Annotated in this window: 20 protein-coding genes and 1 other RNA gene; 10 read left to right on the top strand and 11 right to left on the bottom strand. The window is 69.0% G+C overall.

Annotation, left to right across the window (positions count from 1 at the left end):
- Positions 1-69: 69 nt before the first annotated feature.
- Both AB0L57_RS14455 and AB0L57_RS14450 read right to left on the bottom strand, forming a co-directional pair.
- Positions 70-1098 (bottom strand): SURF1 family cytochrome oxidase biogenesis protein, encoded by a 1029-nt coding sequence (locus AB0L57_RS14455; RefSeq protein ID WP_364961440.1) that lies wholly within the window; start codon positions 1096-1098, stop codon positions 70-72.
- Positions 1095-1592: a low molecular weight protein-tyrosine-phosphatase gene (locus AB0L57_RS14450; RefSeq protein WP_364961438.1), complete on the bottom strand. Its 498-nt coding sequence runs from the start codon at positions 1590-1592 to the stop codon at positions 1095-1097. The genes AB0L57_RS14455 and AB0L57_RS14450 overlap by 4 nt, the downstream gene beginning before the upstream one ends.
- 247 nt (positions 1593-1839) lie before the next feature.
- Between AB0L57_RS14450 and cobC the strand changes: the two genes are divergently transcribed.
- Both cobC and AB0L57_RS14440 read left to right on the top strand, forming a co-directional pair.
- On the top strand, positions 1840-2886 hold the full coding sequence (gene cobC / locus AB0L57_RS14445; RefSeq protein ID WP_364962386.1) for an Rv2231c family pyridoxal phosphate-dependent protein CobC: 1047 nt from the start codon (positions 1840-1842) through the stop codon (positions 2884-2886).
- 55 nt (positions 2887-2941) lie between these two features.
- Positions 2942-4075, top strand: a complete 1134-nt coding sequence (locus tag AB0L57_RS14440; RefSeq protein ID WP_364961436.1) for a Nif3-like dinuclear metal center hexameric protein — start codon at positions 2942-2944, stop codon at positions 4073-4075.
- Positions 4076-4153: 78 nt separating this feature from the next.
- Here AB0L57_RS14440 and AB0L57_RS14435 read toward each other — a convergent pair whose 3' ends face one another.
- Positions 4154-4597, bottom strand: coding sequence for an OsmC family protein (locus AB0L57_RS14435; protein ID WP_364961434.1), 444 nt, complete (start codon positions 4595-4597; stop codon positions 4154-4156).
- 177 nt (positions 4598-4774) lie between these two features.
- On the opposite strand from AB0L57_RS14435, the gene AB0L57_RS14430 reads away from it, so the two are divergent.
- Together AB0L57_RS14430 and AB0L57_RS14425 are read left to right on the top strand one after the other, a co-directional pair.
- Entirely contained in the window at positions 4775-5512 is a 738-nt protein-coding gene (locus tag AB0L57_RS14430) for a C4-type zinc ribbon domain-containing protein (protein WP_364961432.1), read from the top strand.
- An 11-nt stretch (positions 5513-5523) separates the two neighbouring features.
- Positions 5524-6747 carry a bifunctional RNase H/acid phosphatase gene (locus tag AB0L57_RS14425; RefSeq protein ID WP_364962383.1) on the top strand — a complete coding sequence of 408 codons (1224 nt, stop codon included), beginning with the start codon at positions 5524-5526 and terminating at the stop codon, positions 6745-6747.
- Between the two features lie 54 nt (positions 6748-6801).
- Here the strand turns inward: AB0L57_RS14425 and AB0L57_RS14420 are convergent, their stop codons facing one another.
- Both AB0L57_RS14420 and AB0L57_RS14415 read right to left on the bottom strand, forming a co-directional pair.
- Positions 6802-7689: an alpha/beta fold hydrolase gene (locus AB0L57_RS14420; protein ID WP_364961430.1), complete on the bottom strand. Its 888-nt coding sequence runs from the start codon at positions 7687-7689 to the stop codon at positions 6802-6804.
- A gap of 62 nt (positions 7690-7751) precedes the next feature.
- Positions 7752-8915, bottom strand: coding sequence for a lactate 2-monooxygenase (locus AB0L57_RS14415; RefSeq protein WP_364961428.1), 1164 nt, complete (start codon positions 8913-8915; stop codon positions 7752-7754).
- 142 nt (positions 8916-9057) lie between these two features.
- Between AB0L57_RS14415 and rnpB the strand changes: the two genes are divergently transcribed.
- An RNA gene (rnpB, locus tag AB0L57_RS14410) (RNase P RNA component class A) lies at positions 9058-9475 on the top strand.
- A 423-nt stretch (positions 9476-9898) separates the two neighbouring features.
- On the opposite strand, the gene AB0L57_RS14405 is transcribed toward rnpB, so the two are convergent.
- Positions 9899-10345 (bottom strand): nuclear transport factor 2 family protein, encoded by a 447-nt coding sequence (locus AB0L57_RS14405; RefSeq protein WP_364961426.1) that lies wholly within the window; start codon positions 10343-10345, stop codon positions 9899-9901.
- Positions 10346-11140: 795 nt separating this feature from the next.
- Here AB0L57_RS14405 and AB0L57_RS14400 point away from each other — a divergent pair.
- Positions 11141-11473 carry a hypothetical protein gene (locus AB0L57_RS14400; RefSeq protein WP_364961424.1) on the top strand — a complete coding sequence of 111 codons (333 nt, stop codon included), beginning with the start codon at positions 11141-11143 and terminating at the stop codon, positions 11471-11473.
- A gap of 14 nt (positions 11474-11487) precedes the next feature.
- Entirely contained in the window at positions 11488-12993 is a 1506-nt protein-coding gene (locus AB0L57_RS14395) for an RNB domain-containing ribonuclease (RefSeq protein ID WP_364961422.1), read from the top strand.
- A 48-nt stretch (positions 12994-13041) separates the two neighbouring features.
- Here AB0L57_RS14395 and AB0L57_RS14390 read toward each other — a convergent pair whose 3' ends face one another.
- From AB0L57_RS14390 to panB, 5 genes are all read right to left on the bottom strand, one after another.
- Entirely contained in the window at positions 13042-13905 is an 864-nt protein-coding gene (locus AB0L57_RS14390; RefSeq protein ID WP_364961420.1) for a CHAD domain-containing protein, read from the bottom strand.
- Entirely contained in the window at positions 13902-14864 is a 963-nt protein-coding gene (pip, locus tag AB0L57_RS14385) for a prolyl aminopeptidase (protein ID WP_364961418.1), read from the bottom strand. The genes AB0L57_RS14390 and pip overlap by 4 nt, the downstream gene beginning before the upstream one ends.
- A gap of 5 nt (positions 14865-14869) precedes the next feature.
- Positions 14870-15316: a hypothetical protein gene (locus tag AB0L57_RS14380; RefSeq protein ID WP_364961416.1), complete on the bottom strand. Its 447-nt coding sequence runs from the start codon at positions 15314-15316 to the stop codon at positions 14870-14872.
- A 104-nt stretch (positions 15317-15420) separates the two neighbouring features.
- Complete coding sequence (locus AB0L57_RS14375; RefSeq protein ID WP_364961414.1) at positions 15421-16326, bottom strand: hypothetical protein; 906 nt, start codon at positions 16324-16326, stop codon at positions 15421-15423.
- Between the two features lie 104 nt (positions 16327-16430).
- On the bottom strand, positions 16431-17309 hold the full coding sequence (gene panB, locus AB0L57_RS14370; protein WP_364961412.1) for a 3-methyl-2-oxobutanoate hydroxymethyltransferase: 879 nt from the start codon (positions 17307-17309) through the stop codon (positions 16431-16433).
- Positions 17310-17527: 218 nt separating this feature from the next.
- Here panB and AB0L57_RS14365 point away from each other — a divergent pair, with 218 nt between their 5' ends.
- The 3 genes from AB0L57_RS14365 to AB0L57_RS14355 all read left to right on the top strand — a co-directional run bounded on the left by AB0L57_RS14365 (position 17528) and on the right by AB0L57_RS14355 (position 23680).
- Positions 17528-19066 (top strand): alpha/beta hydrolase, encoded by a 1539-nt coding sequence (locus AB0L57_RS14365; RefSeq protein ID WP_364961410.1) that lies wholly within the window; start codon positions 17528-17530, stop codon positions 19064-19066.
- 73 nt (positions 19067-19139) lie between these two features.
- Entirely contained in the window at positions 19140-20477 is a 1338-nt protein-coding gene (gene glnA / locus AB0L57_RS14360; RefSeq protein WP_025348447.1) for a type I glutamate--ammonia ligase, read from the top strand.
- A gap of 200 nt (positions 20478-20677) precedes the next feature.
- A complete protein-coding gene (locus tag AB0L57_RS14355; RefSeq protein WP_364961407.1) occupies positions 20678-23680 on the top strand; it encodes a bifunctional [glutamine synthetase] adenylyltransferase/[glutamine synthetase]-adenylyl-L-tyrosine phosphorylase in 3003 nt (1000 codons plus the stop codon).
- Positions 23681-23880 lie beyond the last annotated feature (200 nt).

The raw sequence follows: 23880 nt of genomic DNA, 5'->3' as shown, positions 1-23880 counted from the left end.
TCGACCGGACCAGGTGTGGCGGCGATGCCGCGGTCCGGGCGGAAGGCGGTGTGCGAGAGCGAAATCGGATCAGCGAAGGTTGCCGTAGCGGTCGGCGAGCCGATCGGCGGTGGTGCGGCGCGGTGTCCCGGCTGTCTCGTCCGCGGCCGGCCGGTTCGTCGTCTCGGTCGATGTCGTTTCGGTGATCGTCGCGCCCGCGGCGGTGCCCGGCTCGGCAGCCGGCACGCGGACGGGTTCGGCGGCGCGACCCGTGCCGTCGGCCGGAGCGGGCACGGATGAACCCGCTGCCCGCGCCCCCGCCGCGGCCGCGCGATCGCGGCGGCGTTCGCGGATCTCGGCGAACACGAAGTAGCCCAGGCCCAGCGGAGCCATGACGCCGAAGGCGATCCACTGCAGTCCGTAGGACAGGTACGGACCGGCGTCGAGTTGCGGTAGCGGTTCCGGGGTGAAGGCGCCGGGCTCGCCGGAGTCCAATTGCAGATAGCCGCCCTGACCTCCGGTCGCGAAGGTGGCCAGCCGCATGCCCAGCACACTCGACATCTGCGTGGTGTCCACCGAGTACACCTGGCGCAGACCCTCGCCCACCATCGGATCCTTACCCGGGATCACACCCTCGGACCTGCGGACCCGGCCCTCGAGTCGCTGCGGTCCCGTAGGCGGTTCCGCGATGGCCGGCAGGCGAGTTCCGTCGACCGCCGCGATCAGGCCTCGATCGATGAGTACGACCCGGCCGTCGTCGAGCCGGAAGGCCGCCAGCACGCCGTAGGCGGGTTTGTCGTCGAGGTGCTGCAACCGCTCGACCACCGTCGAGCCCGGAACGTAACCGCCGGTGACGATGACGCGCCGCCATTCGGTGTCGGCCGGGTTCGTACCGGCCGGCGGGGTGCCGTCGTCGGAGTCGAGCAGACCCGCCGCCGGTACCGGATCGGCCTTCACCGACGCCGCGATCAGGTCGTTGCGATGGGAGGTCGAGGTGTTCTTGCCCAGTTGCCACGGCGCGAGGACCGTGAAGCACAAATAGGCGAACGCGACCACCACGACCGCGAGAATCGCCCAGCTGGGCCGGAGCAGGAAGGTCAGGCGGCGCAGGATGCTCACGGCCGCGATCCGCTCGTCGCGGGTGCGGCACCGAGTTGTTCGCGCACCCAGTCCAGCAGCGCGGGCACGGCCGCCTCGATCTGCTCGCGGACCAGTTCGAAATCGGTGTCGTCGCCGTAGTAGGGGTCGGGTACGTCGCGATCGTCGGCGCCGGGATCGAAACTGCGCAGCAGCCGCCGGCGGTCCGCCGGGATCCGCAACCGGGTCAGCTCCCGCTCGTGCGAGGTGTCGAGCGCGACCAGCAGATCGGCGCCGGTGTGATCGGGTCCGATCATGGCGGCCACATGACCGACCGGATAACCGTGCCGCCGCAGCAGCGCGGTGGTGCGTGGATCGGCGTCGGCGCCGACATGCCACGCAGTGGTGCCGGCGCTGCTCACGCGCACCCGATCGGCCAGTCCGGCTCGTTCGACATGCGCGGCGAAGATCTTCTCGGCCATCGGCGACCGGCAGATGTTCCCGGTGCAGATGAAGGTCACGTGCAGCTCGCCCACGCACCCATTGTGGCCGGTGGGCACCGGCGACGGCCACGTAGGGTGGGTGGCTGTGCCCGACGACACCATCGCCACCACCGCGCCCGCCCCGGCCGCGGCCGTCGGGAGCTGCCCTGGAGCGGTCGGCCCCGGTGGCCCGGCGGCGGCCGGTGGGGATGGCCGGGACTCCGCTGCCGCCGGCGACGGGGCTGCCTCGGGGCCGGTGGCGGACGCGCACCGGCGCGCTCCGACGGCCGCGAGCGGGAGGGTGGCCACCGCCGACACCGGCGAGGTGGAGCGAGCGGCGTTGCGCCATCACGGGGATGTCGAGGCACGCCCGGGCATGCTGGACTTCGCGGTCAATGTGCAGGGCACCGCACCACCGGACTGGCTGCGGCAGCGGTTGGCGGACCGGCTCTCGGATCTGGGCCGCTACCCGTCGGAATCGGAAGCCGCGGCCGTGCGGGCGAAGGTCGCCGCGCGGCACGGGCGCACCGCCGCGGAGGTCCTGTTGCTGGCCGGCGCGGCCGAGGGTTTCGCCATGCTGCCACGGCTGGCCCCGAGGCTGGCGGCGGTGATCCACCCGTCGTTCACCGAACCGGAGCTCGCGCTGCGCGAGGCGAATGTTCCGGTGACCCGGGTCGTGCTGGAATCACCGTACGAGCTGGCCGGCGCGCACGTGCCCGAGAACGCCGACCTGGTGGTGCTCGGCAATCCGACCAATCCGACCTCGGTCCTGCATCCACGGCCGGCGATCGAGGCGTTGCGGCGCCCGGGCCGGATCGTGGTGGTGGACGAGGCGTTCGCCGATGCCGTGCCCGGTGAGCCGGAATCGCTGGCGGGACAGTCGTATCCGGATGTCGTGGTGGTTCGCAGTCTCACCAAGACGTGGGCGCTGGCCGGACTGCGTTGCGGATATCTGCTGGGACCGCCCGCGATCCTGGCGCGGCTGAACCACGGCCGCGCGCACTGGGCTCTCGGCACCCTGCAGCTCGAGGCCATCGCCGCGACGAGCGAACCGACCGCGATCACCGAGGCGGCCGCGGGCGCCACCCGGATCGCCGCCGACCGGGCGGCGATGAGCGCCCGCCTGCGCGGCCTCGGCATCGAGGTCCACGAACCCGCCGCCGGTCCCTTTCTGCTGGTCCGGGTGGGCGATGCCGACCTTCTGCGAAAACAGCTGGCCGACAAGGACATCGCGGTGCGTCGTGGTGATACCTTTCCCGGACTGGACCACCGGTTCCTGCGCCTGGCGGTCCGGGGGCCCGACGCGGTCGACCACCTCATCGCCGCGATCGGCGATGCCGGGTGGTGAGCGGACCGCCGCGCCGAATGGATGATTTCCCGACGACCGACACGGTGGAGGTGCGATGGTGACCGATTCGAAGCTGGGGGATCTGATCGCGATTCTGGACGACGCGTACCCGCCTCGGCTGGCCGAGTCCTGGGATTCGGTCGGCCTGGTCTGTGGTGATCCCGCGGCGCCGGTCTCGCGGGTGCTGTTCGCGGTCGATGCCACCGCCGAGGTGGTGGACGAGGCGATCGCCTGGGGCGCGCAGGCGCTGGTCGTGCATCACCCGCTGCTGTTGCGCGGGGTCGACACCGTCGCGGCGGACACCCCGAAAGGCGCACTGCTGCACCGCCTCATCCGCAACGACTGCGCCCTGTTCACCGCCCACACCAACGCCGACTCCGCCGATCCCGGTGTCTCGGACGCGCTGGCCTGCGCACTGGGCCTCACGGCCCTGCGGCCGCTGGAGCCGAAACCGGCTGCGCCGGTGGACACCTGGGTGGTCTTCGTGCCACGCACACACACCGACACCGTGTTGTCGGCGCTGTTCGAGGCGGGGGCCGGTGGTGCCGGGGACTATCGCGAATGTGGTTGGCGGGTACCGGGAACCGGCCAGTTCCGGCCGATGGCGGGTGCGAATCCGGCGATCGGAAAGGTCGGTGATCTGGAATTCGTCGAGGAGGACCGGATCGAGGTGGTGGCCCCGCCGGCGGCCCGTGCCGCGGTCCTCGCGGCCCTGCGCGCCGCCCACCCCTACGAGGAACCGGCCTTCGACATCACCGAGCGCGCGGGCCTGCCGTCCGGTCTGGGGCTCGGGCGGATCGGCGCGCTGCCGTCACCGGAAACGTTGCGCGCCTTCACCGCTCGGGTGCGCGCGGCACTTCCGGGCACGGTCTGGGGCGTGCGCGCGGCCGGTGACCCCGATCGCGAGATCCGCACGGTGGCGGTCTGCGGGGGTGCCGGTGACTCGTTCCTCGGCACGGTCGCACGCCTGGATGTGGACGCCTACGTCACCGCCGATCTGCGACACCACCCGGCCGACGAACATCTGCGCGCGGGTGGTCCGGCGCTGATCGACGTCGCCCACTGGGCCAGCGAATTCCCTTGGTGCGCACAGGCGGAAGGCGTGGTAGGCGCCGCGTTGCCCGGTGTGGAGACCCGGATCAGCACGGTCCGCACCGATCCGTGGACCCTCGGCGCCGCCGACGATTGACGAGCGCGGGGCCCGGACCGGGCCCCGCGCCGCCATGCGCGGCGGGTTCCGGCCGGGGAGGCCCCGCGGCCGCATTGTTCACTCGGTGCGTATGTCCGGTTCGTGATTCACCGGGAAATTGACCGAATTGGCGATGAAGCAGCGCTGGTGCGCCTGCGTGTGCAGGGCACGGGCCTGTTCGGCGCGGTCGCCATCGGTGATGGTGACGCGCGGGCGCAGAGTGACCTGCTCGAACTGCTGGGAGTTCATCACCCCTTCGGCCTGGTCGAGATAGTCGACGACCACGATTCCGGCATCGGCGCACAGATGCAGATACCAGAGCATGTGACATTGGGACAGGGACGCGAGCAGTAGTTGTTCCGGATTCCAGCGCTCCGGATCGCCCCGTCCGATGACCGGATCCGCGGAGCCCCGCACTGGCGGGCGGCCGGTGGCCAGCACCTCGTGATTACGCGAATACGAGCGGTGGTCGGTCGTCGCGCCGGTCCACACCACATCCACTCGATAACGGTGTTCTGCCATACCACGAGAGTGGCACGGCGAACCGCCCGCGCGCATCCGGGTTCGCGGTGGTCGCGGGCGGGCCCGAGCGGGGTTGGGGCGAAACCGGGCCCGGGCAGAGTACGGTTGAGCACCGGCGTCGCGCACCCACCGCGGCCGCCCGTCAACCGTCCATAGTGTCGAGGAGTACGTCCCGCGTTGAATGTCGAACCACCGATCCAGGCCAAACTGCTCGACCTCGCGGCTGTCGATGCCGAGTTGACGCGGATCGCGCATCGCCGCCAGGTACTGCCCGAACAGCAGGAGGTGGCGCGGCTCGAGGCCGAGCGCACCGAACGCAAGGACGCGGCGGTCAAGGTCGAAATCCAGCTCGATGATCTCGATCGCGACATTCGCAAACTCGAGGGTGAGATCGACGCCGTGCGCAAACGCGAGGAACGCGACCGCGGCATGCTCGAGAGCGGCGGCGTCGGTGCCAAGCAGCTCTCGGAACTGCAGCACGAACTGGGCAGTCTGCAACGCCGTCGCGGCGTACTCGAAGACGAGCTGCTCGAGGTCATGGAGCGGCGCGAGGCCGCCGAGGCCGACCATCAGCACGCCGGGGCCAATCTCTCGCGTGCCGAAGAGGATCTGACTCTCGCGCAGAGCCGCCGCGACGACGCCGTCGCCGATCTCGATGTGGCCGCGCAGCGCTGTGACACCGATCGGGAACAGCTGGTCACGGCCTTCCCGGCCGATCTGCTGACGATCTACGACAAACAGCGCGCCCAGCACGGTGTCGGTGCCGCTCTGCTGCAGGCCCGCCGGTGTGGCGCCTGCCGGATCGAGATCGACCGCGGTGAGATCTCCCGGATCGCCGGAACCGATCCGCAGATCGTGGTCCGCTGTCCCGAATGCGGCGCGATCATGGTACGTACCAAACAGTCCGGATTGTGACGGTGTCGGCGATGACGGTGCGCAATGTGATCGTCGAGGCCGACGGCGGATCGCGGGGCAATCCCGGTCCGGCCGGTTACGGTGCGGTCATCTGGGATTCCGACCGTGCCACGGTGCTCGCCGAACGCCGCGAGTTCCTCGGGGTCACCACGAACAACGTCGCCGAATACCGCGGTCTGATAGCGGGTTTGGCGGCCGCGGCCGAACTGGGTGCTCGCATCGTCGAGGTGCGCATGGACTCCAAACTCGTGGTCGAGCAGATGTCGGGTCGCTGGAAGGTCAAGCACGCGGCGATGATTCCGCTCGCCGAACGGGCCCGGCAGCTGGTCGCCGGCTTCGACCGGGTGGGGTTCCAATGGATTCCGCGCGAGCAGAATTCGCATGCCGACCGGCTCGCCAACGAGGCCATGGACGATGCCGAGGTGGTTACCGAGGTCCGCGACGCGGAGCGGCAGGGCAATGTCAGGGCAGAACCCGCGGCACCGCAGGATCGGGCCGGTTCGGCCCGCGGGGCGGAGGCCACGCTGCCGAGCTGGATCGACGAGGCCGCCGACGCACGAGCGGTGCAAGGGGATTCGGATACCGCCGCGCAGACGACCGGCCCGGGATGGACCGGCGCACGCGGCCGCCCGACCCGGCTGCTGCTGCTGCGCCACGGCCAGACCGCGTTGTCGGTGCAGCGCCGCTACTCCGGTCGCGGTAATCCGGAACTGACCGAACTCGGTCGCGAACAAGCCGCCCGCGCGGCGAAGTATCTGGCCACCAAGGGCGATATCGCCGCGGTCGTCAGCTCACCGCTGAGCCGGGCCCGCGACACCGCGCAGGCCGCGGCGCAGGCGCTGAACGTTCCGGTACGGGTGCTCGACGGGCTCACCGAGACCGATTTCGGCGAATGGGAAGGGCTCACGTTCGGCGAAGCGGCACAGCGGGACCCGGAGCTGCACCAGCGGTGGCTGGGCGATCCTTCGCTGCCCGCCCCGGGTGGGGAGAGCTTCGATCGGGTGCGCGATCGGGTGGAGGCGGCGCGCCGCGATCTGGTCGCGCTGTATCCGGGACAGAACGTGGTGGTGGTCAGCCACGTGACACCGATCAAGACGCTGCTGCAGCTGGCTCTCGAGGTGGGGCCGTCGCTGCTGTACCGGCTGCATCTGGATCTGGCGTCGTTGTCGATCGCCGAGTTCTATCCCGACGGCGGTGCCTCGGTCCGGCTGGTCAACGACACGTCGTATCTCTGAGGCCGAGGCCCGCGTCACCGGACCGGATCCCGGTGTGTGGCCGGGAATCCGCGATCAGGGACGCAGCACCGACACGAGGAAGTCGGTCTGGTCGTACACGGTCTTCTCGAACCAGTCGTCGAAGTAGATGTCGAAATGCCCGATGGGGTACTGCTTCACGATGCCGTGCTTGGTGCGCTCGGCGGCCTTGAGGGTCGGGCGCACCGGTGCCACCGAATCGTTGTCGCAGACCGCGTAGAGCACCGGCACCTTGATGTTCTTGGTGCGCCGCCACGGCGCATCGAACAGTGCCGAGAAGGCCACGCGAGCAGACACTTTCGGCAGGTAGTGTTCGCTCTCCTCGGCCAGGCGGCCGAATCCCTCGGGAACGTCGGAGGCGCTCATCAGCGCCGCCGACCGCTTGCGTCCCGCCAGGCGCACCCCGATCGGCTTGCGGCGGATCGGCCCGAACACCATGTCGGTCATGGCCACGACGGCGGTCTTGATCACGCCGATCGGTCCCTTCGCCAGCGCCGAGGACACGCCGCTGGTGAATGGGCACTGTGCCACGACGGCGGCCAGATAGTCGTCTTCGTGCGCGATCGACAGCACGTGACCGCCGCCGAACGAGCTGCCCCACAGCGCGATTCGAGTCGCGTCGAAACCCTTCAGGGTGCGGGCGAAGGCGATCGCCGCCCGCCAGTCGTCGCGTTGCCGGGCAATGCTCAGCAACTGGCGGGGCTCACCGCCACTCGCCCCGAAATGCCGGTAATCGAAGACCAGCACGCCCATTCCGGCCGCAGCGAACCTGCGCGCATAACGATCCAACCCCATTTCCCGGTTGGCCCCCAGTCCGTGTCCCATGATCACGAGTGGACGCGGTTTGGGCGGGCCGTCCGGAAGATAAAGCCACGCTGCACACTGTTCGTTTCCCGAACCGAACCCCACCTCGACACGCTCCATGGGCGATTACCGTACTGTGTCGCCCGCACGGCCGCAGACGTGGATCCCCGGTCAGGGCCGGTTCACGGGTGAACGGAACGCAAACACTCCCGAGTCAGATCCCCGAGTCGGGGATAACCGTCGACCGCCATGATCAGGTCCGCTTCGGCCAGCAGAGTGCGCAGAACGTGCACGATTCCGTCGGCGCCACCGAGTGCGAGACCGTAGGCGTAGGGTCGTCCGATTCCCACGGCGGTGGCACCGAGCGCCAGCGCCTTGACGACGTCGGCGCCGCTGCGCACGCCGGAATCGAACAGCACGGGCAGACCGTCCGCGGCGTCGACGACCTCCGGCAGCACATCCAGGGCGGGCAGGCCGCCATTCGCTTGGCGGCCACCGTGATTGGAACAGTAGATTCCGTCGACGCCACCGTCGCGCGCGCGCCGCACATCGTCGGGATGGCAGATGCCCTTGACGATCAGGGGCAGGTCGGTGAGCGACCGCAGCCAGCTCAGATCCTCCCAGCGCAGCGGATTGCCGAACAGTTGTACCCAGCGCAGTACCGCGCTCATCGGATCCTCCGCCGGTGAGCGCTCCAGGCCGGCGAGGAAGACCGGATCGGTGAAGTAGTTCTCCAGGCAGTGTCCGCGCAACTGCGGGAAATTGCCGGTGGACAGGTCGCGCGGCCGCCAGCCGGTGATCCAGGTGTCGAGGGTGACGACGATGCCCCGGTATCCCGCCTGCTCGGCGCGCTGTACGAGACTGGCCGCCAGATCGCGGTCGGTCGGGGTGTAGAGCTGGAAAAAGCCTGGCGTATCCCCGAATTCGGCGGCCACATCCTCGAGTGGATCCACCGTCAGCGTCGAGGCGACCATGGGTACGCCGGTGCGAGCGGCGGCGCGGGCGGTGGCCAGATCGCCGTGCCCGTCCTGTGCGCAGAGCCCGATCACGCCCACCGGTGCCATGAAAAGCGGTGTGGGAAAGGTCATTCCGAACATCTCGACCGACAGGTCCCGATCCTTCGCGCCGACGAACATGCGCGGGACGAGCCCCCACCGATCGAATGCGGTGACATTGGCCCGCTGGGTCCGCTCGTCACCCGCACCGCCGGCCACGTACGACCAGATCGACGGTGGCATCGCCGCCTGTGCACGCTGCTCGAGTTCGGCGTGGGCGACCGGATACTCCGGCGCCACACCGCGCAGGCCCTGGAAGTAGATCTCGTTCTGGAAGTCGCCGAACCCCATGTGCGCTGCCCTTCTCCTCCGGTGACCGCCGCGAGTACGGGCTCGACGACGAGTGGGCTTCACTGTAGGCGTAACCGTCGGTACCGTGCCATGGCCGGGCCGGGGTGCGCCGGGAACGGACGACACGGCACAATGGTCGCGACGAGTCGGTCGGGCGACCGCGTCGACGGGAACGGGTACCTGTGTGCCGCGGCCCGTCGCCGAGGAAAGTCCGGACTCCACAGAGCAGGGCGGTTGTTAACGGCAACCCGGGGTGACCCGCGGGACAGTGCCACAGAGAACAGACCGCCGGCGGCCTCTCCGGAGGTCTGCCGGTAAGGGTGAAACGGTGCGGTAAGAGCGCACCAGCGCCCCGGGTGACCGGGGCGGCTAGGTAAACCCCGCCCGGAGCAAGGTCGAAGGCCGCACTCTCCGGAGTGCGGCTGCGCAGGTGTTCGAGGGCTGCTCGCCCGAGCCTGCGGGTTGGCTGCTTGAGGTGCCCGGCAACGGTGCATCCAGATGGATGGTCGCCCCCCGGTGTGAACCGGGGACAGGATCCGGCTTACAGACCGACTCGTCCCCTTCGGGGTCTGTGGGCATTCGTACGAACGGCCGGACGGGGTGGAGCCCGATCCCGCAACCGGATCGGGATCTCCGGCACCACAGAACCTCCATCCGGGACAGGTGGATCGTCGCGTGATCGTCTGGCCGCGGGAGGTTCCGGTGTGTCGCGATCGAGCTTGTGGCCCACCGGATTCGGTACCGGCAGCCGGCGCCCGGTGGCGGTTGTCACGGCTGCTGCTCCGTGAGCAGCTCGCCGTGGTGCCCTGGACGCGTTTCGTGGTGCGGGCGTCGGGGACGAGCAAGGCGCGATGGTTCGCGACGCGCAGGTGTCCGAATTCGTCGCATCGGGCGAAACATCCTTGGAGACAGGCTGATCCGCCGGCACCGCCGTGTCGTGTCGATGCGCGGCCGGAGCGGGGGAATTCGGACCCCGGTGACCGTCAGGGCTGCAGTGGGACGCGGCGGGGGCGGACGATGCGGTGGGTGATCTTCCAGCCGTTCGCGGTGCGCGTGATGGTGTCCTCGTAGGTGACACTGCCGGTCGAGCCGTCGGTCAGCACGCCGAAGCCCTTGGACAGGGCGCGGACCGTGCCGTCGGCGACCTCGTTGAGCACGATATTGGTGACGTGGTGGGCGACCGGATTGTTCTCGCCCAGCGCGAGAGAGGCGGCGCGGAGGGCGTCCAGGCCGACCAGCACATCGCCGCCCAATGCTGTTACGTCGTAGACGATTTCGTCGGTGAACAGAGCGGGCCAGCCGTCCAGATCGCCGTTGTCGGTGAGGTGGCCGTGCAGATTGATCAGATCGGTGATGGCGAAACGATCTTCGGCGGTGAGAATGGTGTGTCGTTCCTTCGGTATCCGGCAGGGACGGGTCGTCGTGGACAACCGGTGGATCGCGGCCGCCGCACGGCGGCCGCGATCTTCTCGGGCTCAGCCTGCCGGGCTGATGACCAGGATCTGGGCCCAGTGGGTTGCCTGCTCGGGACCGATGAGAGGCAACAGGTAGTCGAAGACGATGGACGACATGGGGTGTGGAACTCCTTAGTGATCGATGAACGAGGTACTCGACGAATCTCGCCGGATAACGAACTATCGTTACCGCGCGGATCCCGTCTTCCGCGGGTGTGACCGGTGGACCGACGGGTTCGGTGGCGACGCCGCGCGGTAGCGCCGGGCGCACCACCCGGCCACATTAACAGTGCGTTCGGGACATCGCAGATGCCAGCGGAAAACAGACTCGGCCGACGGATTCGAGGTGCGTGGAGCTGAACTGGACGGTTGCCTGAATCTGGGGGTGATTGCCGAACGCTATGACAGAGCAATTGTCTCGGTTTGGCAACACGCCGCGACGGGTACCGTTATCGGAGCGCGCCATCACAGGTGGGTCACGGGCGTCGCTGCCGGTTGCGGGCTTGTCCGGAAATCGCGCTCTGTGCCGTGAAAGTGCAGGCACCGAGCATTCGGGCTGGTTGCGCGCCGGTTGTCGCAACGTCTGCGGCGGCGGCGCATGGCCGGCAAATCCGCAGGAATCGGACGGTATCGGCGTGTCCGTCGCGACGGTCCGGCCCGGAGTGGCCGGAACCGTGACCGGCGTCATACAGTGTTGGCCGTTGGAGTGTCACTGTCGGGGCTGACAGTGACTACGGGTGCTACGAGTGTCGGAAAGCAGGTTCTGGATATATGCGAGTAGTTCGCAAGTTGGCGGCCGGTGCGATCATTGCCGCGGCAGCGTCGGGTTTGGCGATGCTGGGCGCCGGTTCGGCGTCGGCGGTCGGAGTCACCCCGCTGCCGGGCGGTGTGCAGGTCGACCTGAGCCCGGGTGACACCCAGTGGGTCCACCAGACCCACTTCGGCCAGACCATCGGGGTGCTGCCGCATCCGTCGGCCGCCTCGTTCGGTCAGGCTCTGGATTCCGCGGCGACCCTGTCGTCGCAGTACCCCGACGGCCGGGTCGTGTTCACCGTGTACGGGCCGGTCGATCAGTTGAACGGCACCATGCTGGCGCTCAAGTAGGTTCAGCGCTCAGCGTGGAACCGCATTCCAGGATCGTCTCGGCGCCGGTGGATTTCGGTGTCGTACGATCCGAATTCGGACTCGCCCCGGATTATCCGCCGGAGGCGGTCTCGGAGGCCCGCGACGCAACAGATGCGTTCGCGGGCGTCCGGGCCGATCGCACCGATATCGAGTTCGTGACGATCGACCCACCCGGCGCCATGGATCTGGACCAGGCGCTGTCTCTCGAACGCACCCCGACCGGATTCCTGCTGCACTACGCCATCGCCGATGTCGGCGCGGTGGTCGCCCCCGACGGGGCGCTGGCGCGGGAATCCCTCGTGCGGGGTCAGAGTTTCTATCTTCCCGACGGCACCGTGCCGCTGCATCCGCCGGTCCTGTCCGAAGGATCGGCCAGTCTGCTGCCCGGCCGTGTCCGACCCGCCGCGCTGTGGACCATCGAATGCGATGACAGCGCCGAGCCGCAACGCTTTTCGGTGCACAGAGCGCTGGTCCGCTCCCGCGCCCGCCTGGACTACTCCGGTGTGCAGGCCGACGCCGACGCCGGCCGCCTGCACCCCTCGATCGCCGCACTGCCGGAGTTCGGCCGGTTGCGCATCGAGGCCGGTCTGGCCCGCGGTGCGATCGAGCTGCGGCTACCGGCCCAGTCGGTGATCCCCGACGGCGACGGCGACCGTACCGGCCATTGGCAATTGGTGGTCGAGCCGCGGACCGAGGCCGACGACTGGAACGAGCAGATCTCACTGCTCACCGGTCTGTGCGCCGCGCGGATCATGCTCGCGGACAATGGATCCGACGCCCGCATCGGACTGCTCCGCACCATGCCGGCGCCACCCGCCTCGGCGATCGCGGCGATGCATCGCACCGCGGTCGCGCTCGGCGTGCACTGGCCCGCCGGGATGGCCGCGGGGCAGATGTTGTCGGGTCTGGATCCCGCCACACCCGCGGCGCTCGCGCTGATGTCGGAGGCGACCGCGCTGCTGCGCGGAGCGACCTACACGGTGCTGGACGGCGAGGATCCGGATATTCTGCAGCACAGCGGAATCGGCGCGCCCTACGCTCACGTGACCGCGCCACTGCGGCGGCTGGCCGATCGCTACACCCTCGAGATCTGCCTGGCCCGCTGCGCCGGAACGCCGGTGCCGCGGTGGGTGCGCGACGGCCTCGGGCCGGCCGCGGAATCCATGCGCCGCAGCGACGCGGTGGGTGGCAAGCTCGAGCGGGCCTGTCTCGACCTCACCGAATCCACGGTTCTCGCACCGCGTCTGGGCGACATCTTCGATGCGGTGGTCATCCGCGAAGGCAACGGCAACCGGGCCGCCGAGATCTTCATCGCCGATCCGCCCGTCATGGCGAAGTGCACCGGGTCCCCACCCGAGGGGCAGCTCGTGCGGGTGCGTCTCGATATCGCCGATCCGGACCGGCGTGTGGTGGGTTTCGGCTATCCGGCCGACTCGCCGGCTGGGCCTGAATCGACTGGGGAACAACAGAACCCGGGAAAGTCTCTCGCTGCCGAGTGACCGGTTCCGGAGCGGATGGCGGTGCGATGAACATCGGGCCGCCATCGTTCAAGGCCGGTATTCGTCCTGCAGGAACGCGACGTTCGCGGGGTAGCGGTCCAAGGCCTTGCGTGCGGTGTCGGCCTCGGCGCCGATGAGGCGCTCGTAGGCGAGGGCATCGGTGCTGCGGGCGTGTGCGGCGTAGGTCGCGATGGCGGCGATGGCCTCGATCGCATCGCGATGGTCGCCCAGGACGGTCTGCACCTTCTTGGCGTTCCGGGCGATTTCGGCGGCGGGCCCGTCGAGTACGTCGCGAGCCGCCTCGGCGCAGTAGCGTAAACGCTTGGCGGCCTTGCGGATCTCGTGCAAGCACTCCACCCGATCGGCGTCGTCGGCCTCCGGCTCGGCGCGGACCAGGGCGGCGAGCCGCTCGCGGTCGGCACGCACGGCGGCGAAGAAGACCTTGTGCGCGTCGCGTGCCGCGACCTTGTGGCGCAGGGGTGGATCGGTACGCAACCGCTGCAGTCCGGTCCGCAGCCGGGCGTAGCGGTCACCGTCGAGTACCTCGACGACCACGCCGTGGGCCTCGGAGTAGGCGGCGCGTTCGGCGTTCACCAGCCGATGACCCAGATGGTTCTCGACCTCGGGATAGGCCTCCAGTAGCGCGGCGAACCGCTCCGCGCGCACCTCGGCGTCGCGTGCGGTACCGAGTAGTGTTGCCAGCCAACGTAATTCGCCGCGCAGGGCATCGATGTCGGCGCGATGGAACACCCCGCGATACGACCGCAGCACCGAGCGGAGTCGCCGGGTGGCGACTCGCATCTGATGGACCGAGTCGTACTCGTCGGCGCGTACCCGCGGCTCCGTGGCCAGCAGCCGGTCGACGTCATCGTCCAGTACGGCGACGACGGCGGGACCGGCCGCGGTACTCATCGGTGCTCCCGGAACTCGTCGGTGGCCTCGATCAAGTGATGGGTGGTACCGGGTTCGGCAGCAGCGTGCCCGGCGTCGGAGACCAGGTGCAGTCGCGAATTCGGCCATGCCCGGTGCAGATCCCACGCGCTGACCGCGGGGCAGACGATGTCGTGGCGGCCCTGCACGATCACGCCGGGAATATGGGCGATGCGCTCGATATCGCGCAGCAGCTGCGCCTCTTCCAGGAAACCACCGTGCACGAAGTAGTGGTTCTCGATACGTGCGAAGGCCAGCGCGAAGCGAGGTTCGGCGGATTGTGCGATCCGATCCGGTTGCGGCACGAGGGAACTCGTCGCACCCTCCCAGCTCGACCAGGCCACCGCGGCGGCGGTCGCGATCTCCGGATCAGGGGAGTGCAGCAGCCGGTGATAGGCGGTGACCAGATCGCCGTCGCGCTCGTCCGCCGGGACCGGCGCCAGGTACTTTTCCCACTCGTCGGGATAGACGAATCCGGCGCTGCCGTTGTAGTACCAGTCGATTTCCTTGCGCCGTAACAGGAATACGCCGCGCAACACCAGTTCGGTGACCCGCTCGGGGTGGGTCTGAGCGTACGCCAGTGCCAGGGTCGACCCCCAGGAACCGCCGAACACCTGCCACCGGTCGACACCCAGATGGGTGCGCAGCCGCTCGATATCGGCGACCAGATGCCAGGTGGTGTTCACCTCCAGGCTCGCACCCTCGGCCACATGCGGTGTCGAACGGCCACAGCCACGCTGATCGAACAGCACGATCCGGTAGGCCCGCGGATCGAAGAACTGCCGATGTGTGGGATCGGTGCCACCGCCGGGACCTCCGTGCAGGAAGACCACGGGTTTGCCGTCGGGGTTGCCCGACTCCTCCCAGTAGATCTGCTGTCCGTCGCCGACGTCGAGCATGCCGTGGAGCCGGGGGTCGAGGGGCGGATAGAGGGTGCGCATACCCATCAGAATGCGATTCCGGAGGCGAGGTCCTGCAGCTCCAGGGCCTGCAACGCCTGGGTGCGGACATCGGAGCAGGTCTTGGTGGTGATGCGGTCGATCACACCCTTGTCACCGAGAACCGCGAGGTTGATACCACCGTTCTCCGCGGCCCACTGGTGCACACTGATGTTGAGCGCGACCCGGCCCAGCGTGGGACCCTGCACCCGCCAGTCCGACAACTGCGGGGACAGGGTGTCGCAGAGCTTCTGTGCGACGGGATCGGGAACCTCGACCGGGCCCGTCGGGGTGGGCTTGCCGCTGACTCCGGCCGATCCGCTCGGATGTGCCACCTTCGAGGTCGCTGCGGTGCCCGACCCGGCGGGCTGGACCGAACCCGAGTCTGCGCCACCACATCCGGCGACCAGCGCGACAGCCAGTCCTGCCGTGACGGCGAGTGCTCCGCGAGTCATCCAACGGCTCTGCGACATCTGTTCCCTTTGTTCGATCCGGCGGCTGTGCGTTGTTCGTGTTGTAGTCCTACGAGTCTGCCACTCCGCCCGTCCGGCTGCCCCTGTCAGGCGAAGCCGCCTCGCAGTCGTGCGAGCATGTCGGCGACGAACGGGGCGAACCGTTCGCCGGCCGAACCGGGGGAGATGTCCACGGTCAGCCACGAGTGCAGAGTGGTCAGCGGGGCGAGACGGGCCGACAGCTCGATCTCGCGAGCACCGACCCCGGCGCATTCGCGCCACGCGTCGAAGTACGCCTGCCGGCGCGGGTCGGTGTGCGTGCGGAGCGACAGGAACGGGTGGGTGATCAGGGCGTCGCCCCAGTCGAATATCGCCCCGGTGGCACGGAACACGTGGCCCGGATACAGATCGTTGTGTTCGGGCCCCAGCCGGCCGAACTGTTCGAGCTCGTCGGCCGCCGCGGCGATGGCGGGAACCAGCCCGGGATCGTGATCGGCGAAACGGCGGTAGATCTCAACGAGACGCGACGGCGGTACATACGGAGTTCCGGTGTCGCGCAACACATCCGCCTGCCCCCCGAGGGCGTGCTGCAGACCGGCGTAGTCGCGCAGCACCGCGTCCCACTCCGGTGGGCGTGGTGGTGGTTGCTCGTCGTCACCGGCGATCGACCGGTCCAGCGGGCCGCTGCGCATCGTCTCGCCGCCGTCGCGAGCCAGCATCCAGCCGTTGTCGCGCTGCACCGCAACGGGTTTCGGTACCGAGCCCGGCCGCAGCCGGTGCAGGGCCTGCAGCAGCGGGCCCTCGTGGGCGAAGGCGCGGGCACTCGCCTTGGCCCAGAACGCGCCGTCGCCGGTGCGGATCCGGGCGAGCAGTGTCCAGTCCCGCCTCCGCATCTCCGCGGCGCCGGTGACTCGCAGCCCGCGGGCCGTCAGTTCCGCGGTGGCCCAGTCGATCAGTGGTGTCAGCGGCTGGTCGGCCACGGTGAGCGGCGGCAGGTTCGCAGCGGTGGACACGAGGTGAATCTAGCCGACACGCCGGGATCGGACATCGAATTCCGCCACGGCCGATGGCCCCACGGTGCCGGGCCGCCGTAGCGGCCGCCCGGCACCGGCGGTCCTCAGAAGCTGTGTTCCGGCCCCGGGAAGGTTCCCCGCGCCACTTCCTCGGCGTAAGCCGCTGCGGCACTACGCAGTTCGTCGCCGACGCGGCCGAACCGCTTGACGAACTTCGCGGTCTTGCCGCTGGTGTAGCCGGCCATGTCCTGCCAGACCAGGACCTGCGCGTCGCATTCGTTGCCGGCGCCGATGCCGACGGTCGGAATGGTGAGCTTGTTGGTGACCCGGCCCGCGATCTCGGCAGGCACCATCTCCATGACGACCGCGATCGCCCCGGCCTCCTGGACGGCGATGGCGTCGGCGATCAGCTGTTCGGCGCCGTCGCCGCGACCCTGCACCCGGAAACCGCCGAGGGTGTTGACGCTCTGCGGGGTGAAGCCGATGTGCGCGACCACCGGGATACCGGAGGCGGCGAGCCGGGCGATGTGCTCGGAAACGCGTTCTCCGCCTTCGAGTTTCACCGCATGCGCACCGCCCTCCTTCATGAAGCGGGTGGCAGTGGCCAGTGCCTGTTCCGGTGAACCCTCATAGCTGCCGAACGGCAGATCGGCGACCACCAGGGCGTGCGGCGCGCCCCGCACCACACCGCGTACCAGCGGAATCAGCTCGTCCACGGTGATCGGCACCGTGGTGTCGTAGCCGTAGACGACATTGGCCGCCGAATCGCCGATCAGCAGGACCGGAATACCGGCCTCCTCGAACAGCTTCGCGGTGGAGTAGTCGTATGCGGTGAGCATCGACCACTTCTCACCGGCGGCCTTCCACTGCTGCAGATGCTGCACTCGCGTCTTCCGCCGGGAAGTCGCCGGTGCGGCACCGTAGGCGGTGGTCTCCGCGGGCGTGCTGGTGCCGGAAACAGAATTGTCCTGGGAAGCGGACATCATCGTCCCTTTCGTCTGTCCTCGAGGCCCGAACGGGTCCCCGGGTTGCTGTGACCCGTCCAGTCTGCCACCGCGGTACCGGCGCTTTTAAGCCGCGAGCGGGATGGGATTTGTCACATGCGGGGAGCGACGCGGCCACAGGAGGCAGCGCGGGTGACGACGGCGGCCGCCGTGGACACCGCCATGGGGCACCAGCCGGGGATGGAAGGATATCGCGCATGTCCTTGTCGCGATCCGGTCGCGTCGCAGCCGCGGTGGCCCTGATGTGTGTGGCCGCCGCCTGCTCGTCGACGTCGAAGAATCACCCCGAGCAGTCGTCCTCCCCGAGTCCGGCCGCACTGCAGAAGTACTACACCCAGGTCCCGGAGTGGGGTAGCTGCGACGGCTACGGTGATCCGTCGACGAAGTTCCCCGACGGCACCGAATGCACCCACGTCCTGGTCCCGATCGACTACGACAAGCCCGAAGGGGCGACCGCTCAGATCGCGGTGTCGCGGATCAAGGCGAGCGGCCAGCGCATCGGTTCGGTGCTGCTGAACCCCGGCGGGCCGGGGCAGGCCGGACTCTGGATGGCCGGTCACGGTCAAGGCACCCCGCTGGCCGAGCGCTTCGACCGCGTCGGATTCGATCCGCGCGGCGTGGGCGCGTCCACACCGCTGATCCAATGCCTGAGCGCGCAGCAGTGGGATCACCAGCGCTCGGAACCGCCCAAGGACTACACCCCCGCCGGGATCGCGGCCTCCGAACAGGAGAACAAGGACTTCGCCGCGAACTGCACCGAGAAGACCGGTAACGAATTCCTCGCCCACGTCGGCACCCGTGAGGTCGTGCAGGACATGGACGTCATCCGCGCGGTGCTCGGTGACGACAAACTGAACTACGTGGGCTACTCCTACGGCACCCGGCTCGGATACACCTACGCCGAGAAGTTCCCGGACAGGGTCCGTGCCATGGTGCTCGACGGCGCGGTGAATCCCGATGCCGATCCGGAGAAGGAATCGGTGCAGCAGGCCGCGGGCTTCGAGAAGGCGTTCGACAACTACGCCGCGGACTGCGCGAGCAAACCCGATTGCCCGCTCGGCCAGGACGCGAGCCAGGCCGTGGCCCGGTTCCACGATCTGGTGCTGCCGCTGTGGGACCACCCGGCCGAGACCCGCGACGGACGCGGCCTCACCTACGGCGACGCGATCACCGGTGTGCAGAACACCCTCTACGCCGAGGACAGCTGGAATGTGCTCAGCGCCGGGCTGGCGCAGCTGGCCCAGGGCAAGGGCGACATCCTGCTGCAGCTGGCGGATCTGTACGACGGCCGGTCCAAGGACGGCAGCTACGACAATTCGCAGGACGCCTTCCTGGCCATCCATTGCGCCGACGATCCCGCGATCACCGATCGCGCCGAAACCGATGAGCAGGACGCCGAATTCCGCAAGGTTGCTCCATTCCTGGACGACGGGCACGGCACCGGTCAGGCGCCGCTCGAGATGTGCGCGTTCTGGCCCGTGCCCAACAGTGGCTCGCCGCACAACGTCTCGGCGCCGGGCCTGCCCAAGACCGTCGTCGTTTCCACCACCGCGGATCCGGCCACGCCGTATCAGGCGGGTGTGGACCTGGCGCATCAGCTGGGTGCGTCGCTGATCACGAACAAGGGAACCCGGCATACCGCGTTCCTCTCCGGCGGTGTGCCGTGTGTCGACAATGCCGTTTTCGCGTATCTCACCGACCTGACCGCACCACCGGAGGGGCTCACCTGCGGCTGACGCCACACAGACGGACCGGCGGTTGTTGCACGATGTAACACGGATTTAACCGCGGGTGCCTACGCTCGCGCGTATGGATCGCCAGAAGGAATTCGTGCTGCGGACGCTCGAGGAGCGGGATATCCGCTTCGTGCGGCTCTGGTTCACCGACGTCCTGGGATATCTGAAGTCGGTCGCGATCGCTCCCGCGGAACTCGAGGGCGCCTTCGAAGAGGGCATCGGATTCGACGGATCGGCCATCGAGGGCTTCGCCCGGGTCTCGGAGGCCGATATGGTCGCCAAGCCGGATCCGTCGACCTTCCAGGTACTGCCGTGGTCCACCAGCAAGGGCCATCAGCATTCCGCGCGCATGTTCTGCGATATCGCGATGCCGGACGGTTCGCCTTCCTGGGCGGACCCCCGGCACGTGCTGCGCCGGCAGCTGAACAAGGCGGGTGACCTGGGCTTCAGCTGCTATGTGCATCCGGAGATCGAGTTCTTCCTGATCCGTTCGGCGCTGAAGGACGGCCGCCCGGTGGCCGCCGACAACGGTGGCTTCTTCGATCAGGCCGTGCACGACGAGGCGCCGAACTTCCGCCGGCACGCGATAGACGCCCTGGAGTCGATGGGTATCTCGGTGGAGTTCAGCCACCACGAGGGCGCGCCCGGTCAGCAGGAGATCGATCTGCGCTACGCCGACGCGCTGTCGATGGCCGACAACGTGATGACCTTCCGCTACCTCATCAAGGAGGTGGCCATCGACGAGGGTGTGCGGGCTTCGTTCATGCCCAAACCCTTCGCCGACCACCCCGGATCGGCCATGCACACGCACATGAGCCTGTTCGAGGGGGAGCACAACGCCTTCGCCGACGCCGACGATCCCAACAATCTGTCGGAGACGGCGCGGGCGTTCATCGCCGGCATCCTCGAGCACGCCAACGAGATCAGCGCGGTCACCAACCAGTGGGTGAACTCCTACAAGCGGCTGATCCACGGCGGCGAGGCGCCGACCGCGGCGTCCTGGGGCCGGTCGAATCGTTCTGCGCTGGTTCGGGTTCCGATGTACACCCCCAACAAGCAGTCCTCGCGCCGGGTCGAGATCCGCAGCCCCGATTCGGCGTGCAACCCCTATCTGTCCTTCGCGGTCCTGCTCGCGGCGGGTCTGCGCGGGGTCGAGAAGGGCTACACGCTGCCCCCCGAGGCCGAGGACGACGTGTGGTCGCTGACCTCCGCGGAACGGCGTGCGATGGGCTTCCGGGAGTTGCCCTCGACCCTGGACGAGGCGCTCAAGGCGATGGAACGGTCGGAACTGGTCGCCGAAACCCTCGGCGAGCATGTCTTCGACTTCTTCCTGCGCAACAAGCGTCACGAGTGGGCGACCTATCGCAGCCAGGTCACCCAGTGGGAGCTGCAGGAGTACCTCACGCTGTGATCGCCTGCGCGAGACCGGCTTCGGATACCGTGGCCGGTCCCGCGCGCCGATTCACACGGCCTGGCATCGGAACGGGCGAAAACCCGCGTATCGGGCCACGCCTTGCTATATACCTATGAGACCTGTCCCATTGCCGGGCCACCGCTGCGCCCAACCGGGGTTGTGCGCGGACCCGGCCCTCGCAGGGGTAATTTGACTATATGGTCCGGCCACCGACTGCACGTCCCGCAGTGCCCGGTGCCGGTCGGCTGGGATTGCTGGAGCCGACGGCAGCCGCGTCGTTACGAGAGCTCGCCTGGGACAATGTCGACAGCGTTGCACTGCTGTGGGCACTGTCTCGCTCACCCGATGCCGATCTGGCCCTGCTCACGCTGGTCCGCCTGCGCGAAGCTCTCGGATCCGATTGGGCCGCACTCGATTCCGCCCTGCGCACCGAGACCTCACTGCGGGGGCGACTGTTCGCGCTGATCGGCTCGTCGAGCGCGTTCGCCGATCATCTGGTCGCCGATCCGGGCGCCTGGCCGTTGCTGCGGCGGGAGTTGCCGACCACGGCCGAGATCCTGGCCGATCTGCTGGACGCCGTGGGCGCGGTCCCCGAGCCCGACGGTGGCGCGATGCTCCACCGCGCGGCGCACTCCGGTCCCGAGGTGATCGCGTTGCTGCGCAAGCGGTATCGCGATCAGTTGATGGTGCTGGCGGGGCACGATCTGGCCGCGACCGTCGAGAACGAGCCCGTTCTGCCGTATCAGCAGGTCGGTCGCCACCTCACCGATCTCGCCGACGCCGCCCTCACCGCCGCCTTGTCGGTCGCGGTGGCCCGGGTCTGCCCCGACGAGCCGGTTCCGGTCCGGCTGGCGGTGGTCGCCATGGGCAAATGCGGTGCGCGCGAACTGAATTACGTGTCCGATGTGGATGTGGTTTTCGTCGCCGAACCCGCCGACACCACCGCCACCCGGCTGGCCGCGGAGATGATGGGGGTGGCCGGTAACGCGTTCTTCGACGTCGACGCCGCGCTGCGCCCCGAGGGCAAGGCCGGCGCGCTGGTGCGCACCCTGGAATCACACGTCACCTACTACAAGCGGTGGGCCCGGACCTGGGAGTTCCAGGCGCTGCTGAAGAACCGGCCGTGCACCGGTGACCTGGAGCTGGGCGCGCAGTACAGCGCCGAGCTCATGCCCATGGTGTGGAGCGCCTCCGAGCGCCCGGACTTCGTCACCGATGTGCAGGCGATGCGGCGCCGGGTCGAGGATCTGGTTCCCGAGGATCTGCGCGAGCGCGAACTCAAACTCGGCCACGGCAGTCTGCGCGATGTCGAATTCGCCGTCCAGCTCCTGCAATTGGTACACGGCAAGGCCGACGAGAGCCTGCACACCCAGGGCACCGTCGAGGCGCTGACCGCGCTCGCGGCCCGTGGCTACGTCGGCCGCGACGATGCCGCCAACCTCACCGCCTCCTACGAATTCCTGCGGCTGCTCGAACACCGGTTGCAGTTGCAGCGGCTCAAGCGCACCCATACGCTGCCCGCCCCCGACGACGAGGAGGGGATGCGCTGGCTGGCTCGCGCCGCCCATATGCGGCCCGATGGCCGCCAGGACGCGGTCGGGGTGCTGCGCAGCGAGATCAAGCGCAACGCGCTGCGGGTGCGGCGCCTGCACGCCAAGCTGTTCTACCGCCCGCTGCTGGAATCGGTGGCGCGCCTGGACGCGGCCGCGCTGCGGCTGAGCCCCGAAGCCGCGGTGCGTCAGCTCGCCGCCCTGGGCTACGCGGCGCCGGAGAATGCGCTGGGCCACCTCAAGGCGCTCACCGGGGAGGTCGGCCGCAAGGGCCGTATCCAGGCGCTGCTGCTGCCCACCCTGCTCGAATGGCTCGGTGACACACCGAATCCCGATGCCGGGCTGCTGGCCTACCGGCGGGTGTCGGAGGGGCTCGACGATCAGATCTGGTTCCTGCGCGAACTGCGCGACGAGGGCGCCATCGCCCAGCGGCTGATGATCGTGCTCGGCTCGTCGGCATATCTGCCCGATCTGCTGATCAACGCGCCGGAGACCATCCGGATGTTCGCCGACGGTCCCGACGGCCCGCTGCTGCTGAGCCCCAAGGCCGAAGACGTCCGCACCAGCATCCTGGCCGGCGCCGCCCGCTACGAGGACCCCCGGCGTGCGATCGCCACCGCCCGCTCGCTGCGCCGCCACGAACTGGCGCGCATCGCCTCGGCCGATGTGCTCGGCATGCTCGAGGTGCCGAGGGTGTGCCGGGCGCTGTCCTCGGTCTGGGTCGCGGTGCTGGAAGCCGCACTGCAGGCCGTCATCCGGGCCTGGGAGACCGAGCATCGGACCGCCGCGCCGGCCGATTTCGCCGTCATCGGTATGGGCCGGCTGGGCGGTATGGAACTCGGCTACGGTTCCGACGCCGACGTGCTGTTCGTCTGCGATCCCCGGCCCGGCGCCGACGAGACGGTCGCGGTGAAGTGGGCTATCGGTGTCGCCGAACAGGTGCAGCGGCTGCTGGGTGCGCCCAGTACCGATCCGCCGCTGCAGGTCGATGCGGGACTGCGTCCCGAGGGCCGCAACGGGGCCCTGGTCCGCACCCTCGCCGCGTATCGCGCCTACTACCAGCAATGGGCACAGCCCTGGGAGGTCCAGGCACTGCTGCGCGCGCATCAGGTCGCCGGCGATCAGGAACTGGGCGTGCGATTCCTGCACTCGATCGATCCGGTCCGCTATCCGAAAGGCGGTGTGTCCGAGGAATCGGTGCGCGAGATCCGGCGCATCAAGGCACGCGTCGATTCCGAGCGGCTGCCGCGCGGCGCCAACCCCGCCACCCACACCAAACTCGGCCGCGGCGGTCTCGCCGATATCGAATGGACCGTGCAACTGCTGCAATTGCAGCACGCGCACGAGATCGCCGATCTGCACAACACCTCGACGCTGGAATGCCTCGCGGTCGTCGAACGCGACAAACTCCTCGACGCCGAGGATGTCGAACTGCTGCGCGACGCCTGGCTCACCGCCACCAAAGCCCGCAACGCGCTCGTCCTGGTCCGCGGCAAACCCGCCGACCAGTTGCCCGGCCCCGGACCGCTGCTGTCGGCCGTCGCGCGGGTCGCGGGCTGGCCGACCGACGACGGCAGTGAGTTCCTGGACCACTACATGCGGGTCACCCGCCGGGCGAAGACGGTTGTCGAGCGCGTATTCGGGGTGTGAGCTGTGTTATCGGCCTCCGCTTCGCTTCGGCGGGGTCGGCGGCGCTGTGTTGGTCTTGCCTCGCTTCGCTCGGCCGGGGTCGGCGGCGCTGTGTCGGTCTTGCCTCGCTTCGCTCGGCCGGGGTCGGCGGCCCCTTGGTCTCGCCGTTCGGGTACCGCTGCTTGCTCCTTCGTCGCGTACGCAGCGGCACCCGAACGGCG

It is taken from the genome of Nocardia sp. NPDC052254, from assembly GCF_040679495.1.
Taxonomy (GTDB): domain Bacteria; phylum Actinomycetota; class Actinomycetes; order Mycobacteriales; family Mycobacteriaceae; genus Nocardia.
The sequence above is the reverse complement of the archived record's forward strand: the minus strand, read 5'-3'. Positions and strand labels throughout refer to the sequence as shown.

What these genes read in the sequence shown, in the direction of transcription:
- pip (WP_364961418.1), bottom strand. Translation starts at nt 14,864, where the DNA reads ATGCGCACCCTCTATCCGCCCCTCGACCCCCGGCTCCACGGCATGCTC.
- panB (WP_364961412.1), bottom strand. Translation starts at nt 17,309, where the DNA reads ATGTCCGCTTCCCAGGACAATTCTGTTTCCGGCACCAGCACGCCCGCG.
- AB0L57_RS14380 (WP_364961416.1), bottom strand. Translation starts at nt 15,316, where the DNA reads ATGACTCGCGGAGCACTCGCCGTCACGGCAGGACTGGCTGTCGCGCTG.
- AB0L57_RS14425 (WP_364962383.1), top strand. Translation starts at nt 5,524, where the DNA reads ATGACGGTGCGCAATGTGATCGTCGAGGCCGACGGCGGATCGCGGGGC.
- AB0L57_RS14420 (WP_364961430.1), bottom strand. Translation starts at nt 7,689, where the DNA reads ATGGAGCGTGTCGAGGTGGGGTTCGGTTCGGGAAACGAACAGTGTGCA.
- AB0L57_RS14440 (WP_364961436.1), top strand. Translation starts at nt 2,942, where the DNA reads ATGGTGACCGATTCGAAGCTGGGGGATCTGATCGCGATTCTGGACGAC.
- AB0L57_RS14415 (WP_364961428.1), bottom strand. Translation starts at nt 8,915, where the DNA reads ATGGGGTTCGGCGACTTCCAGAACGAGATCTACTTCCAGGGCCTGCGC.
- AB0L57_RS14390 (WP_364961420.1), bottom strand. Translation starts at nt 13,905, where the DNA reads ATGAGTACCGCGGCCGGTCCCGCCGTCGTCGCCGTACTGGACGATGAC.
- AB0L57_RS14400 (WP_364961424.1), top strand. Translation starts at nt 11,141, where the DNA reads ATGCGAGTAGTTCGCAAGTTGGCGGCCGGTGCGATCATTGCCGCGGCA.
- AB0L57_RS14365 (WP_364961410.1), top strand. Translation starts at nt 17,528, where the DNA reads ATGTCCTTGTCGCGATCCGGTCGCGTCGCAGCCGCGGTGGCCCTGATG.
- AB0L57_RS14435 (WP_364961434.1), bottom strand. Translation starts at nt 4,597, where the DNA reads ATGGCAGAACACCGTTATCGAGTGGATGTGGTGTGGACCGGCGCGACG.
- glnA (WP_025348447.1), top strand. Translation starts at nt 19,140, where the DNA reads ATGGATCGCCAGAAGGAATTCGTGCTGCGGACGCTCGAGGAGCGGGAT.
- AB0L57_RS14355 (WP_364961407.1), top strand. Translation starts at nt 20,678, where the DNA reads ATGGTCCGGCCACCGACTGCACGTCCCGCAGTGCCCGGTGCCGGTCGG.